The sequence below is a fragment of the Aggregatibacter sp. genome (assembly GCF_057314075.1).
Window position 1 is genome coordinate 140,964 of the sequence record NZ_DBHLAR010000005.1, and the last position, 15,597, is coordinate 156,560.

Sequence of the window (15,597 nt, forward strand, 5' to 3'; positions counted from 1 at the left end):
TTTAGATTAAATTTAATCAGATGAAAAAAGGCTACTTCTCATGAAGTAGCCTTTTTTATGTGTGTTTAAATCAAAAAACAATTCTAAAATCAACCGCACTTTTATCTGGTTCGAATGTAAATAGAAACCCTACTTATAACGTTTCTCCTGGCTTTCCTGATCCAATCCTTTTAACCAGTCCAGCTTCTCTTTCATCTTAATTTCCATCCCTCTTGCAGTCGGAAAATAAAATTGTGTGTCTTTAAGTTCTGGCGGGAAGTAATTTTCGCCGGCGGCGTAGGCATGAGGTTCATCATGGGCATAGCGGTATTCGGCACCGAAGCCCAAATCTTTCATGAGATTGGTTGGGGCGTTTCGTAGGTGTTCCGGCACATCAAAATCAGCCGATTCCATCGCCAATTTTTTCGCGGCTTTGAAGGCGAGGTAAACTGCATTACTTTTTGGTGCAACGGCTAAATACACGATAGCTTGCGCAATAGCGCGTTCGCCTTCAGCTGCGCCAACGCGGGTAAAACAATCCCAGGCGGAAAGAGCGACTTGCATTGCGCGCGGGTCAGCATTGCCCACATCTTCCGAGGCAATCGCCAACAAACGGCGTGCCACATAAAGGGGATCGCCGCCAGCCGTGATAATCCGAGCATACCAATAGAGCGCCGCATCCGGTGCAGAGCCGCGAATAGATTTATGCAGTGCAGAAATGAAATCATAAAAACGATCGCCTTGTTTGTCGAAGCGCGCTTGACGCTCCCCCAGCACTTCTGTAAGTAAAGTGCGGTCTAAAATTTTACCGTTTTCGGATTCGGCGGCCATGTCCACCATCATTTCCAAGCAGTTCAATGCAAGGCGCGCATCACCATTGACATATTCTGCCAAAAGCGACAATAAATTCGCTTGCAAATCTAACCGCACTTTGCCCAAGCCGTTTTTCGGATCGTTGATCGCTTGTTGCAACACATGCTCAATTTCCTGCGTGGAAAGCGGTTTGAGAATATAAACTCGTGCACGGGAAAGCAGCGCGTTATTTAATTCAAAGGAAGGATTTTCTGTGGTCGCACCAATAAAAATAATGGTGCCGTCTTCGATATGCGGCAGAAAGGCATCTTGCTGGCTTTTATTGAAACGATGCACTTCATCCACAAACAAAATGGTACGCAGCCCCGCCAATTTATTTTGTTTCGCTTTTTCAATGGCTTCACGAATTTCTTTAATGCCGCTGGTGACAGCAGAAATACGCTCCACTTCCGCTTGAATACGTTGCGCAATAATTTCCGCCAAGGTGGTTTTGCCGGTGCCGGGTGGCCCCCAGAAAATCATGGAATGAACATAGCCTGCCTCAATCGCTTTGCGCAACGGTTTACCTTCGCCCAACAAATGAGACTGGCCACAATATTGTGCCAAAGTAGTTGGGCGCATTCTGGCCGCTAAAGGGCGAAAGTCATTTTCGTTGAAATCAAAGCTAAAGTTAGACATGGTTCAATTGCTTATTTTTTACGTTGGTCGTCCAATTCTACGCCTTTGGGGACGCTAAATTTAAACAAACCGCTATCTAGATGTTGGTTGGTAATATTGCGCAAAATATATTGATTAGACTGCCCGTCTTTTTCAATGGTACTAAACCCTTTTAATACACCGTTTTGATCGATACGAATATCAAATTGCTTAATATTGCTGTTTTTGGCTTTCGGTTTTAACACGAAAGTGTCATCTTTTTGTTCTACCGAATATTGCGCCCAATGGCTTTTTTCATTGCTGGTGAGCAACACGAACGGCGTATTATTTACCGCCTCTTTTACCCAATTGGCCGTCACTTGTTCCACAAACGGATCATAGAACCAAAGGGTTTGTCCATCGGCAATAATTTGGGTTTCTTGTGGTGATTTAGTGTCCATACGGAACAAATTCGGACGCTTAATTTGTAATTTTCCATTGCCTTGTTGCACATTTTTACCATTTGCCGAACTCACCGTTTGTGCAAAATCTGCACTTAACGTATCCACTTTATTTAAGCGATTCTGTAACTCAATATCAGCATTTGCCCAAGCAAGAGACGCCATTGTCAAAAGAGAAAGTGCGGTAAGTTTTTGAAACGTTTTTTTCATATTATTCAATTCCTTGTTTAAACCGATTACCTTTAGCCGCTTCAGTCTATGCACCGGTAAACGGCCAAAAATAAAGTGACCATTTAACCTCAAAAGGAGAGATTCATTCTAATAATCCGCCCCGCGCGCCAAAATCTCACGCTTGCCATTTTGCAATGGCGAGACGATCCCCTGTTCTTCCAGTTGATCCATAATATTCGCTGCACGGTTAAAGCCCACGCGGAAACGGCGTTGAATCGCAGAAATGGAAGTTGTGCCCGTGCTGACAACAAACTCGACCACTTCATCAAACAACTCATCGGTCTCGCCCGAATTATCCCCTAAGCGTTCTAAGGCATCTTCGTCTTCATTGCCGTCTAAAATGCCTTCAATATAATTCGGTTTACCACGCGCTCTCCAATCGTCTGCGACACGGCTAACTTCATCATCAGTCATAAAGGCACCGTGAATACGGATTAATTCGGTAGAGCCTTGCGGTGAATACAACATATCGCCCTTGCCCAGCAAAGATTCCGCACCACCTGCATCGAGAATCGTACGTGAGTCAATTTTCGTTGCCACGGTGAAAGCAATACGGCTCGGCACATTGGCTTTGATTAAACCGGTAATGACATCCACAGAAGGGCGTTGTGTTGCCAAAATCAAGTGAATCCCTACTGCACGGGCTTTTTGCGCCAAACGCGCAATCAGTTCTTCCACCTGTTTGCCGGCAACCATCATTAAATCGGCAAATTCATCCACAACGACTACAATATAACTCAGCTTCTCTAACGGAGGCGGAAGCTGATCCATAGAATCACCCGGACGCCATAATGGGTTTGGAATCGGCATTTTTAATGCATCATACTCATCGATTTTCTCATTGAAACCTTCAATGTTACGCACCCGTAAAGCAGACAATAATTGATAGCGGCGCTCCATTTCATCCACACACCAACGCAACGCATTAGCGGCTTTTTTCATGTCCGTAACGACTTCCGTTAATAAGTGAGGAATGTCATTATAGACGGATAATTCCACCACTTTCGGGTCAATCATGATGAACTTCACTTCTTCCGGTTTTACGCGATAAAGCAAGCTTAAAATCATCGTATTCACGCCAACGGATTTCCCGGAACCTGTCGTTCCCGCCACCAATAAATGCGGCATTTTTGCGAGATCCACAATCATGGGTTTACCACTAATATCTTTACCTAATGCCATGGAAAGCAAGGCTTTTGCATTGCGGAATTCATCGCTGTCGAGTACATCGCGAAGCGGCACCATTTGGCGATGATCATTCGGCGTTTCAATACCAATATAAGGCTTGCCGGGAATCACTTCTGCCACACGAATAGCGCGGAACATCAAAGCACGAGCTAAGTCTGTATCTAAGGCAGTGACTTTGGCCGCTTTGACCCCCGGATCCAACTCCAGTTCATAACGAGTCACCACCGGCCCAACCAACACATCTTTCACTTTTGCCTTCACATTGAAATTGCGTAGCTGTTGTTCAATACGTTGCGAAGTTTCCACAATTTCTTCTTGAGTAATATTTTGGGCTTTGCTTTGGTGCCGATCTAATAAATCCAAGCTCGGCAATGGTGTAGTCGGCTTTTCAACGTTAGCTTTATTCTGCTGGAACGCCGGATGAACAAGAGAATCGCCATAAGGCTTATATTGTGGCGTGATCTGAGGCATTGTTGATTCAGCGTCTTCAGTTTTGCTCACTGATGGCGCAACCACCGTTGTTTCATGATGAATTTGAGTCGGTTGTAAAGTTTCTTCAGACATATTCGCCTGTGGCACTGCTAAAGACACCGTCGGCATCATTTCCTGTTCTGAAAAATCATGGGAAAAATCCACCGTACTTTGAAGTTCAGTCGCCGGTTCCACATGCGCTTGTACTGATGATAAAGACGTTTGAGCAAGTGAAGTAGTAGTAAACGCCGACTGAGGCGTCGGTGTGGCAATGGTCACATTGGGTAATGTCTCTTGCTGCTCAAAATCATAAGAAATTAACGGTTCAGCAGTATCAGTCTCTTTTTCCGTAGTAATCGTCATACTGTCAGAAGACACTGATGTCATTTCTTCAGAGAGTCCGGTGATGTGAAGCTGATGATTTGATTCTGTGCCGGTTTCTGCTGAATTTTCTTCGGACAAAGCTTTTGCCTGCGTCATTAGGCTTTCTTGGGATACCAAAATAATTTCTTCTTTTGCTTCAGCGGAAACATTTTCGTTCGATTGCGGTTGCGTTTCTTCTGCTGGCGGCGTTTGCATGGTTAACCATTGATAAAAACGAACCAACAATCGGATAAACGAAGCCCCGGAACACAAAATAAATCCCGCGAGGGCAAAAATCCCTGCGAAGACAAGCAACCCGAATTTTCCGGCGGCTTCATAGAACATTAAAGTGAGCCAACCGCCTAACACGCCACCGGACAAATAATTTGCCGTGTTGTTAAAGGACAATGTACAAATGACTGTCAATCCGCAAAGCAATAAAATAAAGCCGAATGTCCGCAAGCTAAATTTCGTCCATGTCAGCGAAGTTACCCGTTTAGTACGAATTAAATATGTCGGAATAAAACACAACATAAACGGAATAACATTCCCCACATAACCGAAAAGTACAAAAAATAAATCCACAAACCATGCCCCGAATGCGCCGGCTTTGTTGATGGTATCCGGCGAAAAACTGGAGGTCGCCCAAGAATTATCCAGCGGCGTGTATCCCAACCAAGCAATGATCAGATAAAATCCGAAAAGTGCGGTCATACCTAGCAACAAATTTAATAAATAATCTTTCGGGGAAAAATGTTCGGTAATACGTTTAATCATGCGTTACGACTTTATCTCTATTTCAACTGTAAAAAATTAGTTTGTTTGACTTCTTCCATCACCACATAAGTACGGGTATCATTCACGCCGGGTAACCGTAGCAAAGTGGTGCCGAGCAATTTACGGTATGCCGCCATATCCGCCACTCGGGTTTTCAACAAATAATCGAAATCACCGGAAACTAAATGGCATTCTTGAATTTCATCCAACTGTTGCACTGCTAAATTAAATTCCTCAAACACATCAGGTTTACCGCGCACTAAAGTAATTTCCACAATCACCAACAATGGCGAATCCAATAATTCCGGATTCAGTAAGGCGCGATATCCCATAATCACCCCTTGTCTTTCCAAACGTTTTACACGTTCTAAACAAGGTGTTGGAGATAACCCTACTTTTTTCGACAAATCAATGTTGGAAATTTTACCGTTGCGTTGTAATTCATTGAGTATTTTTATATCAATGGCATCTAAAGCTTTTGTTAATTTCTTTTCCATGTGCGACGTTCGTATGAATGAGAGAAAATAGTGATTAATTCTAGCCTATTTGGCCCAATATTGCAGTAAGAAAGTAGAAAGCTCTCCAATATTCATTGAGTACAAAATTTAATTTGTTTAACCCTATTTTGTATTCAATCAAAGAGCAACGCAGATCTGAACAAAAAGAGATTGTTTTCATTTCTTTCGCGTGTTCTAATGAGCCCCACGCTAGACAATCACTTCAGTAAGTTAGTTATTTCGGTTCTTCCTCATTCAAGTTTTGAATTTGTGCTTTGAAGATTCAATTTACCCATCTCTATTTAAGTTAAATCGCTAGCAATTCGTGCTGAACATAAGCACACCATTTCATTATTTAAAATAAGGAAGACAACATGTCTAAATTAAACGGCACCGTAAAATGGTTCAATTCCGCAAAAGGTTTCGGTTTTATCGCACCTGAAGATGGTTCTAAAGATGTTTTCGTACACTTCTCCGGCATCGTGGGCAATAATTTCCGTACGTTAAACGAAGGCGACCGTGTTGCTTTTAACGTGCAAGATTCCCAACGCGGTCCGACAGCCGTTGACGTTGAAGTGATTTAAGAAACATTTCTACATAAAAATAGCCCTTCTCAAAAGGGCTATTTTTTTATCTATCGTTTTTATTCATCCGCATTTTCAAAAGTGCGGTCATTTTTTAAAGCGAATCTAAGATTCCCAGTGCATCAACAAGTTTCTTCACAGTAAACACTTGCATGTTTTCCACCGCATGTTTCGGCTTATTTCCGAAGGGAACAATCGCACGTTTAAAACCGTGTTTTGCGGCCTCACTAATACGTTCCTGCCCACTTGGTACAGGACGAATCTCACCCGCCAATCCCACTTCACCAAACACCACAAGGTCTTGCGGTAACGGGCGATTACGGAAGCTGGAAATCAGCGCTAGAAGCAACGCCAAATCGGCACTTGTTTCGGTCACTTTGACGCCGCCAACCACGTTTACAAACACATCTTGATCCGCCATTTGCAATCCCCCGTGGCGATGCAACACAGCCAGTAATAAAGCAAGACGGTTTTGCTCCAACCCTACGGCAACACGACGTGGATTGGCAAGCATAGAATGATCCACCAGCGCTTGAATTTCCACCAACAACGGACGTGTGCCTTCCCATAGCACCATCACGGAGCTACCGGGCGTTTGTTCATCACCGCGGCTTAAAAAGATCGCCGATGGGTTTTTCACTTCACGCAAACCTTGTTCCGTCATGGCGAATACGCCCAACTCATTCACGGCACCAAAGCGGTTTTTGTGGCTACGCAAGGTGCGGTAGCGGGAATCGGTTTCGCCTTCCAATAATAAGGAACAGTCAATGGCATGCTCTAATACCTTCGGCCCGGCAAGGGTGCCGTCTTTAGTGACATGCCCCACCATGATGATTGCCACTTGTCGAGTTTTTGCATAACGCGTTAAAAAAGAAGCACATTCACGCACCTGTGCCACACTGCCCGGTGACGATTGAATATCCGCCAAATGCATAACCTGAATAGAGTCGATCACGATAATTTGCGGTTTTAATTGATCCGCCAAATTACAAATCTGTTCTACCGAAGTTTCCGACAACATATTCAATTTTTCCGGTGGTAAACCGAGGCGTTTGGCACGCATGGCGACTTGTTGCAAAGATTCCTCGCCGGTCACATAAAGTGCGGTCATTTTTTGCGACAAATGACACATCACCTGCAACAATAACGTACTTTTCCCTGCTCCCGGATGGCCGCCAATCAGAATGGCACTGCCCGGCACTACCCCGCCGCCCAGCACGCGATCCAGTTCATAAAAACCACTGCTAAAACGCGGAGTTTCCTGTAGACTAATTTCACTTAACGTTTGAATTTTGGCGCGAGTCTCTCCGGCATAGCCACTAAATCGATCCGCTTTATTATTTGGCGTAGAAACTAACCGCACTTCGGTGATGGTATTCCAAGCTTTACATGCACCACACTGCCCTTGCCAACGGGAATATTCCGCACCGCAATCGTTACAAACATAAGCTGTTTTTGTTTTCGCCATAGGGTTATCCACCGATCGTTAATGTAATCAAGTAAAGCATGCGTTGTGCATACTGCGGCGTTTGAATAAGGTCGAGCAATTTATTCATCGCCAACGCATTATCTTTCGTCTCACTGTGCAAACGAATGACGTCATGTAGTTTCGCCAAAACATCCGCATTCGCGTCGGCTAAATCGTTCAATACATTTTCTTGTGCATAATGTTGATTCACCGTCTGTTGTTCATTTAATGCTGCTTCTAGCAAAGATTTATTATCTTCGTAATAATGATATAAATTGAAAAAAGCGCCTACGCGTTCTACGGTTTTAATAAAATCTGCCGCAAAGAAATTAGCCCCTAAAGCCAGTGTTTCTTCTACTAAAGACTGCTCATAAGCTAAAAGTGCAATCAATTTTTCTGCTGTTTTTTGCATCCGTTTCTCTGAATACAAAAAGCCGCGCCATTGCTCAATCCAATCACTGGCTTTCGTCGTTTTATTTTGGACTAATTGATATCCGCGTTTTGCTTTACTGATGGAATAAAAATGTACCTTGCCCTCATAATGGGTTAAGAAATCAGCAACAAAGGCAAAAAATGGTTCTAATTCACCTGACTTCACCTCAAACTCAATTTCGCGAATAGGCTGTTGTTTGTCACCTGCAATAACATTTCCTTGATCAAATGCCACTTCAATTTGGCAATCGGGCATATATTGAACCAGCCATGTTTGGCGCATAAAGTCAGTGCTAAAAATCGGCTTTAGGGGCTCTTCAACATTTTCTAATACAAGCCCATGCTGACGAATTAAGGCCGCTAAATTAGGTTCTGATGTCGGCAATTCTACGTTATATTCCGGGCGTACATGCAACCCACCGGATACTTTGCCATCGGTTTTTAAGGTCAAGGTGTAATGGTCACCTTGCTGACGCACACGCAAGCCCATTTTCTGTCGAGTGAAATAGTTATCGGCAGTGTCGTAATAAGTATTGGTTAAAAAGGCTTCTTGCTGCTCAATAACATGAAAATGATGTAGTAAGGTATTGAGCTGTTCCTCATGAATATCACCGACCGCTAATTTTAATTCGATTTCGTTTACCATGATAAAATCCTTTAAGATCATAAAGTTTTGTATTTACTCTGAATTCATGGATTTTATTATCCAATAAAAGCCTGCTTTTTTCGATTAAAATCGTGAATTTTTCATTTACATCAGGTAATATGCGCGTAAATTATTAACCTTAATTAGGAGTCATTTTCATGGCAATGAATAACATCCTTGGATTATTTGCCCACTCCCCTTTAAAGCCGTTACAAAAACACTCCAATAAAGTCACTGAATGCTGTGAATTATTGGTTCCTTTCTTTGAAGCGATCTTCCGTGAAGACTGGAATGCCGCTGAACAATTCCGTTTAGATATTTCCGCTCATGAGCGTCAAGCCGATGCATTAAAACGTGAAATTCGTTTGAAATTACCACGCGGTTTATTCATGCCGATTGAACGTACCGATTTATTAGAATTAGTTACTCAACAAGACAAATTAGCAAATTACGCAAAAGACATTGCCGGCCGCATGGTTGGACGCCAATTTGGCATTCCGCCGGAAATGCATGATGAATTTATGAGCTATGTAAGACGCAGCTTAGATGCTACCGAACAAGCCCATAAAGTGATTGAAGAAATGGATCAGCTATTAGAAACCGGTTTCAAAGGTCGAGAATTAAACTTTGTTAATCAAATGATTAACGAGTTGGATATCATTGAAGATGATACCGATCAAATGCAAATCAAATTAAGAAAAATGCTTTATGAGGTTGAAGGTCGTTACAACCCCATCGATGTCATGTTCTTATATAAAATTATTGAATGGGTTGGCGTGCTTGCCGACCAAGCACAACGAGTCGGCTCACGCATTGAATTAATGCTGGCTCGCTCATAATTTCCATTTACTTAGGTATTTTTCAATGGAACTACTTCATCAATACGGCGCATTATTGATTTTCATTACAGCCGTTTTTGGCTTTTTCATGGCCTTTGGCGTAGGAGCCAACGATGTTTCAAATGCAATGGGAACATCCGTTGGCTCAGGAACAATCACAGCGAAACAAGCCATTATTATTGCAATGATTTTTGAAGCATCAGGAGCTTATCTTGCCGGAGGCGAAGTCACCGAAACCATCAAAAGCGGTATTATCGATACTATGCAATTTGTTGGCGAACCGGAAGTATTGGTCTTCGGTATGATGGCGGCTTTATTCGCTTCAGGCGCGTGGTTATTAATTGCTTCCCGCATGGGCTGGCCGGTATCCACGACCCACTCTATCATCGGAGCAATCATCGGTTTTGCTTGCGTGACTGCAGGACCGCACTCCGTCGACTGGAGCAACATTAAAAATATTGTAGGTAGCTGGTTTATCACCCCATTACTTGCCGGTTTACTCGCTTACGCTATTTTTATCAGCACACAAAAACTCATTTTCGATACAGAAAGTCCTTTCAGAAATGCACAAAAATACGGTCCTTATTACATGGGTATCACTATTTTTATTTTGTGTATCGTGACCTTAAACAAAGGGTTAAAACATATTGGACTGAATTTAAGTAGCACAGAGAACTTACTGATTTCTTTTGCTATCGGCATTATTTCTATTATTTACAGCCACTTTTATTTCCGTAGCATCAAATTTAAATACAAAATGTTGGAAAGCGGCTCCTTCGGAGGCGTAGAAAAGGTCTTTAGTATTCTGATGTTGATGACTGCTTGTGCTATGGCATTTGCCCATGGTTCAAATGATGTAGCTAATGCAATTGGCCCACTTTCTGCGGTTGTTGCCATTATTGAAAGCGGCGGTCAGATTGTTAACAACGTTCCCCTTGCTTGGTGGATTCTGCCTTTAGGCGCTGCCGGGATTGTTGTCGGTTTAATTGTTATGGGTTACAAAGTGATGGCAACCATCGGCACCGGCATTACGGATCTCACCCCAAGCCGTGGTTTTGCCGCCCAGTTTGCAACAGCAACCACCGTGGTTATCGCCTCCGGTACCGGATTGCCGATTTCCACTACGCAAACCCTTGTTGGTGCGGTATTAGGTATTGGTTTTGCGCGTGGTATTGCGGCCATTAACTTAAACGTTATTCGTAATATTGTTGTTTCTTGGGTAGTTACGCTACCGGCCGGTGCGTTCTTCGCCATTATTATTTATTACCTCTTAACAACTATTTTCTATTAATCCTGTCTGAAAAGTGCGGTTAATATTTACGTTAAAAATTCACCGCACTTTTCGTTTTTTTATAAAGGATTTCCCCTATGCAAAAAGCTTTATCTACACTGCTTGCGCTATTTTGCTTCACTGTTGGCATGTCTGCCGCACAGGGAGAAACAAAATACGTCACAGAAAACCTCTCCACGTTTCTACGCAAAGGTGCCGGCGAGCAATTTAAAATTGCCGGCACCATTCAAGCAGGCGAAGCCGTTACCGTATTAGATAAAAAAGAGCGCTACACGCTGGTTCGCGACAGTAAAAACCGTGAAGCCTGGATTTTAAGCAGTGAACTCAGCACTAACGCCAGCAGCAAAGATGAAAATCCGAGATTAAAAAATCAAATTCAAGAGTTGAGTTTAAAACTTAATCGTTTAGACAATGATTGGCAAAAACGCACGATAGAAATGCAACGCCGAGCCAAACAGGCGGAGCAACAAAGCAGCGAATTATTGGAACAAAACTCCCAACTAAAACGGGAATTGGAAATGACTAAAAATAAAAATCGTGATTTAGAAGCCATGTTAGATGCCGGCAAACGCGAAATTGCCATTCAATGGTTTATCTACGGCGGGTCGGTGCTTGGCGTGGGATTGGTTCTCGGCTTAGCACTACCGTTCATTATGCCTAAACGCCGTCGTCGCGATAGTTGGTCATAATGGCGGAAAAATTTCACGTCTATTTAGTCGGAGGCGCAGTTCGCGATCAGCTTCTCAACCTTCCCGTCAAAGATCGGGATTGGGTGATTGTGGGCGCGACGCCACAAGATTTGTTGAATCAAGGCTATCAACAAGTCGGTAAAGATTTTCCGGTTTTTCTCCACCCCAAAAACAAAGAAGAGTATGCATTGGCGCGTACTGAACGAAAAGCGGGCAAAGGTTACACCGGCTTTATTTGCGATTTTTCTGCCGACATCACGTTAGAACAAGATTTAGTTCGTCGCGATCTCACCATTAACGCCATTGCGCAAGATTTAGCCGGCAATTTATGCGACCCATACCATGGCGTGGAAGATCTAGAAAAACGTGTTTTACGTCATGTTTCCCCCGCATTTTCGGAAGATCCTTTACGCGTTTTGCGCGTTGCCCGTTTTGCCGCTCGCTATCATTACTTAGGCTTCAACATCGCTGATGAAACCCTACAACTAATGGCCGCACTTAGTGCGCAAGGCGAGCTACAGCATCTGACGGCCGAGCGCGTTTGGGCAGAAACTGAAAAAGCCTTAAATGAAAAAAATCCTGAAATTTACTTTGAAACCTTGCGTCAAGTTGGAGCACTCAAAGTACTCTTTCCCGAATTAGATGCCCTTTATGGCGTGCCAAATCCGGCAAAATATCATCCGGAAATCGACAGCTTCGTGCATACGATGATGGTATTACAACAAGCAACACTGCTTTCCGAACAGGTCGATTGCCATAAAAGTGCGGTTCGTTTTGCCGCCATTTGTCATGATTTAGGCAAAGCCTGTACCCCAAAACTAAACTGGCCTCATCACCACGGACACGAAAAATTAGGTATTGCACCGACAAGGGCTCTATGTAAACGTTTAAAAGTGCCGACATATTATCAACAACTGGCAGAACTCACCTGCGAATATCATTCACATGTACACAAAGTGTTTGAGCTACGCCCGGAAACGATCGTGAAACTTTTTAATACCTTTGATGTGTGGCGTAAGCCATTGCGTTTTATGGAGTTTCTTCTTGTTTGTTTTGCCGATACACGAGGCCGCAAAGGATTTGAACACATTCAATACCCTCAACAAGAATTTGCCATCGCCTTGTATCAAGCCGCATTAAAAGTAGATATTCAATCTATTATTGCTGCCGGTTTTGAAAACAAAGCCATTCGTGATCAGCTTAATCGCGGACGTATTTTTGCCGTCAAACAAAAACGCCAAGAAATCCTACCGCACTTTAAACCCTAAACCGGCGTTGAATGCTTTACGCCATAAAAATCGAACCGTAAAATCAGCGTTATTTTTTATCAAACAGGTCTTGTATGAAAACCATTAAATTTTCTCTTTGTATTCTCTTCGCCGGACTGTTATTGGGCGGCTGTACCGTCGATCAGCAACGCCCTACCGATGTAAAATACATCGAAAAAACAGATCCCACATGGCAACAGCATTTAAAACAGTTACAACAAATCAAAAGTTACCAAGCTTTAGGCCAACTGGGTTATATCAGCACGAAAGAACGTTTTTCTACCCGTTTTGACTGGCAATACCTGGATCCACAAAATTACACGTTAAAACTTTATTCCACACTCAGCAGTGAAACGCTACAAATTCAAATGCACCCACAAGGCATGACAATTTCTGACAATAAAGGCCGTCAACGTTCCGCTACCGATGCCAAAATGTTACTCAGAGAAATTATCGGCATGGATTTTCCACTCGATCAATTTGTCTTTTGGCTAAAAGGCCAACCGAAAGATAACAGCGACTATTTAGTGGCAGACAATCATTTCCTCGGCTCTTTTACTCATCGCGTTGATGGTAAAACATGGACGGCCGACTATCTGTCCTATCACCTCAATCAACAGCCACCGATGCCGGAAAATATCTTGCTGAAGACCGAAGGACAAACTCTGAAGATTCGTGTGGATGAATGGAACTTAAAATGAAAACATACCAATTTTCCACCGCACTTTTAGTGCCGGAAAGCTTAAATAATGAAGCCGGCCTGCGTTTCCCTTGCCCGGCGAAATTAAATCTGTTCTTGTATATCAACGGAAAACGCCCGGATGGTTATCACGAATTACAAACGCTGTTTCAATTTCTGGATTTTGGCGATTGGCTATCGATTAAGGTAAGAAATGACGGCAAAATCAATTTAATTTCGCCAATCGCTGATTTGGCACCTGAAGATAATTTGATTTATCGTGCGGCACATTTATTACAACAAAAAACCGGTTGCTCACTCGGCGCGGATTTGCAATTAGATAAAATTCTGCCCATCGGTGGTGGCGTGGGTGGCGGCTCCTCCAATGCGGCAACGGCGCTTGTCGCCTTAAATTATTTATGGAAAACCCATTTAAAAACCGAACAACTTGCCACCCTTGGTTTAACCTTGGGCGCAGATGTTCCCATTTTTGTGCATGGCAAAGCGGCTTTTGCTGAAGGTGTGGGCGAAAAAATCACTTATTGCGCACCACCGGAGAAGTGGTATTTAGTGATTAAACCGAATGTGTCTATTTCTACCGCCGTGGTTTTTTCCTCTCCTGATTTATCGCGAAATACCCCGAAAAAATCACTGCAACAATTATTGTCCGAAGAATACGTAAACGATTGCGAAAAAGTTGTACGAGATCACTATTCAGAGGTTGAAGAAATACTGAACTGGTTGGTAGAATATGCTCCGGCAAGATTAACAGGAACCGGCGCTTGTGTTTTTGCGGAATTTGACGATGAAAGATCCGCGCGATCCGTGCTCGACAACATGCCAAAAGCATATTTTGGATTTGTCGCCAAAGGATTAAACGTTTCACCGTTACACACAATGCTGGAACAGCTAAAAAGTGGTAATCCGTTTCTCCGTTAACCCCCTAATTTTATCATCTAACACCTGAGGTCAAACTTACAATGCCTGATATTAAACTCTTCGCCGGTAACGCAACACCGGAACTCGCCAAACGCATTTCAATATGCTTAAAAACGAAATTAAGCGATGCTACCGTTGGTCGTTTCAGCGATGGTGAAGTACAAGTGCAAATTAATGAAAATGTTCGCGGTAGCGATGTATTCATTATTCAATCAACCTGTGCGCCAACAAATGACAACTTAATGGAATTATTGGTTATGGTTGATGCCTTACGTCGCGCTTCTGCCGGTCGTATTACTGCCGTGATTCCTTATTTCGGTTACGCCCGCCAAGACCGCCGCGTTCGTTCTGCGCGGGTGCCGATTACAGCCAAAGTGGTTGCCGACTTCTTATCCGGCGTTGGCGTTGACCGTGTGTTAACCTGCGATTTACACGCAGAACAAATCCAAGGTTTCTTTGATGTGCCGGTAGATAACGTATTCGGTTCTCCGGTATTAATTGATGATATTTTGAAAAAAACCGACTTAGTGAATCCAATCGTTGTGTCTCCGGACATCGGTGGTGTGGTGCGTGCTCGCGCTGTGGCAAAATTATTAAACGACACCGACATGGCGATTATCGACAAACGCCGTCCACGTGCCAACGTTTCTCAAGTAATGCACATCATTGGTGATGTAGCAGATCGCGATTGTATCTTAGTTGATGACATGATCGACACCGGCGGCACCTTATGCAAAGCGGCTGAAGCCTTAAAAGAACGTGGTGCTAAACGCGTCTTCGCTTACGCTACACATGCGGTATTCTCAGGTTCTGCCGCGAAAAACCTTGCCAGCGATGCGTTAGACGAAGTTGTTGTAACAGACACCATTCCGTTAACTGACGAAATTATCGCATTAGGTAAAGTTCGCTCATTAACATTATCCAAAATGCTTGCAGAAGCAATTCGCCGTATCAGCAACGAAGAATCCATTTCTGCAATGTTTGATGAATAAGCGAAAAAGACGCATAAAATCAACCGCACTTTAAATGACAAAAGGCTTAGAAAACTAAGCCTTTTGTTTTTATATCAAATCAATATTCCTACTTTTAATTATTGGTTTCCTTGTTTCGCCACCTTAAATCTGCCTTCCCATGCTATAATTACAGCCATATTTTTGACACATAGAGGTATCACATGAAAAAACTTATTTTAGTCTTTACGGCAATTTTAACCATCACCGCCTGTTCTCAGCCAAAAGATATTTATTTTAATGGCTCCGAAGGTTCTCACTCCGGTTTAAAATTCGATAAAAACACCAAAACACTGGGTATCAATAATTAACGCCAAATCCTATCTCAAAGTGCGG

General features: G+C 43.2%; 15 protein-coding genes. 9 read left to right on the forward strand and 6 right to left on the reverse strand.

Features of this window, described 5'->3' with window-relative positions:
- Positions 1 to 129 precede the first annotated feature (129 nt).
- The 4 genes from ACO5E4_RS04185 to lrp form a co-directional block, all read right to left on the reverse strand.
- On the reverse strand, positions 130 to 1,470 hold the full coding sequence (locus ACO5E4_RS04185; RefSeq protein ID WP_485862174.1) for a replication-associated recombination protein A: 1,341 nt from the start codon (positions 1,468 to 1,470) through the stop codon (positions 130 to 132).
- 11 nt (positions 1,471 to 1,481) lie between these two features.
- Entirely contained in the window at positions 1,482 to 2,099 is a 618-nt protein-coding gene (gene lolA, locus ACO5E4_RS04190; RefSeq protein WP_314953442.1) for an outer membrane lipoprotein periplasmic chaperone LolA, read from the reverse strand.
- Positions 2,100 to 2,207: 108 nt separating this feature from the next.
- The gene (locus tag ACO5E4_RS04195; protein WP_485862175.1) at positions 2,208 to 4,919 is read right to left on the reverse strand and encodes a DNA translocase FtsK; all 2,712 of its coding nucleotides are present in this window, start codon (positions 4,917 to 4,919) and stop codon (positions 2,208 to 2,210) included.
- A 17-nt stretch (positions 4,920 to 4,936) separates the two neighbouring features.
- The gene (gene lrp / locus ACO5E4_RS04200) at positions 4,937 to 5,416 is read right to left on the reverse strand and encodes a leucine-responsive transcriptional regulator Lrp (protein WP_314953436.1); all 480 of its coding nucleotides are present in this window, start codon (positions 5,414 to 5,416) and stop codon (positions 4,937 to 4,939) included.
- A gap of 374 nt (positions 5,417 to 5,790) precedes the next feature.
- Here lrp and cspE point away from each other — a divergent pair, with 374 nt between their 5' ends.
- Entirely contained in the window at positions 5,791 to 6,000 is a 210-nt protein-coding gene (gene cspE / locus ACO5E4_RS04205; protein ID WP_314953433.1) for a transcription antiterminator/RNA stability regulator CspE, read from the forward strand.
- Positions 6,001 to 6,094: 94 nt separating this feature from the next.
- On the opposite strand, the gene radA is transcribed toward cspE, so the two are convergent.
- Positions 6,095 to 7,468 (reverse strand): DNA repair protein RadA, encoded by a 1,374-nt coding sequence (radA, locus tag ACO5E4_RS04210; RefSeq protein WP_109432870.1) that lies wholly within the window; start codon positions 7,466 to 7,468, stop codon positions 6,095 to 6,097.
- 4 nt (positions 7,469 to 7,472) lie between these two features.
- Entirely contained in the window at positions 7,473 to 8,546 is a 1,074-nt protein-coding gene (locus tag ACO5E4_RS04215) for a CYTH domain-containing protein (RefSeq protein ID WP_485862176.1), read from the reverse strand.
- 158 nt (positions 8,547 to 8,704) lie between these two features.
- Between ACO5E4_RS04215 and ACO5E4_RS04220 the strand changes: the two genes are divergently transcribed.
- The 8 genes from ACO5E4_RS04220 (at position 8,705) to ACO5E4_RS04255 (ending at position 15,572) form a co-directional block, all read left to right on the forward strand.
- Positions 8,705 to 9,385, forward strand: coding sequence for a TIGR00153 family protein (locus ACO5E4_RS04220; protein WP_006717512.1), 681 nt, complete (start codon positions 8,705 to 8,707; stop codon positions 9,383 to 9,385).
- 25 nt (positions 9,386 to 9,410) lie between these two features.
- Complete coding sequence (locus ACO5E4_RS04225) at positions 9,411 to 10,676, forward strand: inorganic phosphate transporter (RefSeq protein WP_454905090.1); 1,266 nt, start codon at positions 9,411 to 9,413, stop codon at positions 10,674 to 10,676.
- A 77-nt stretch (positions 10,677 to 10,753) separates the two neighbouring features.
- A complete protein-coding gene (locus ACO5E4_RS04230; RefSeq protein WP_454905088.1) occupies positions 10,754 to 11,365 on the forward strand; it encodes a TIGR04211 family SH3 domain-containing protein in 612 nt (203 codons plus the stop codon).
- Positions 11,365 to 12,633, forward strand: coding sequence for a multifunctional CCA addition/repair protein (locus tag ACO5E4_RS04235; RefSeq protein WP_485862177.1), 1,269 nt, complete (start codon positions 11,365 to 11,367; stop codon positions 12,631 to 12,633). The genes ACO5E4_RS04230 and ACO5E4_RS04235 overlap by 1 nt, the downstream gene beginning before the upstream one ends.
- A 74-nt stretch (positions 12,634 to 12,707) precedes the next feature.
- Positions 12,708 to 13,334 carry a lipoprotein insertase outer membrane protein LolB gene (gene lolB / locus ACO5E4_RS04240; RefSeq protein WP_314953424.1) on the forward strand — a complete coding sequence of 209 codons (627 nt, stop codon included), beginning with the start codon at positions 12,708 to 12,710 and terminating at the stop codon, positions 13,332 to 13,334.
- Positions 13,331 to 14,251, forward strand: a complete 921-nt coding sequence (gene ispE, locus ACO5E4_RS04245) for a 4-(cytidine 5'-diphospho)-2-C-methyl-D-erythritol kinase (RefSeq protein ID WP_485862178.1) — start codon at positions 13,331 to 13,333, stop codon at positions 14,249 to 14,251. The genes lolB and ispE overlap by 4 nt, the downstream gene beginning before the upstream one ends.
- A 41-nt stretch (positions 14,252 to 14,292) precedes the next feature.
- On the forward strand, positions 14,293 to 15,243 hold the full coding sequence (locus tag ACO5E4_RS04250) for a ribose-phosphate pyrophosphokinase (protein WP_006717500.1): 951 nt from the start codon (positions 14,293 to 14,295) through the stop codon (positions 15,241 to 15,243).
- A gap of 182 nt (positions 15,244 to 15,425) precedes the next feature.
- The gene (locus ACO5E4_RS04255) at positions 15,426 to 15,572 is read left to right on the forward strand and encodes a putative periplasmic lipoprotein (RefSeq protein WP_006717498.1); all 147 of its coding nucleotides are present in this window, start codon (positions 15,426 to 15,428) and stop codon (positions 15,570 to 15,572) included.
- Positions 15,573 to 15,597: the final 25 nt, after the last annotated feature.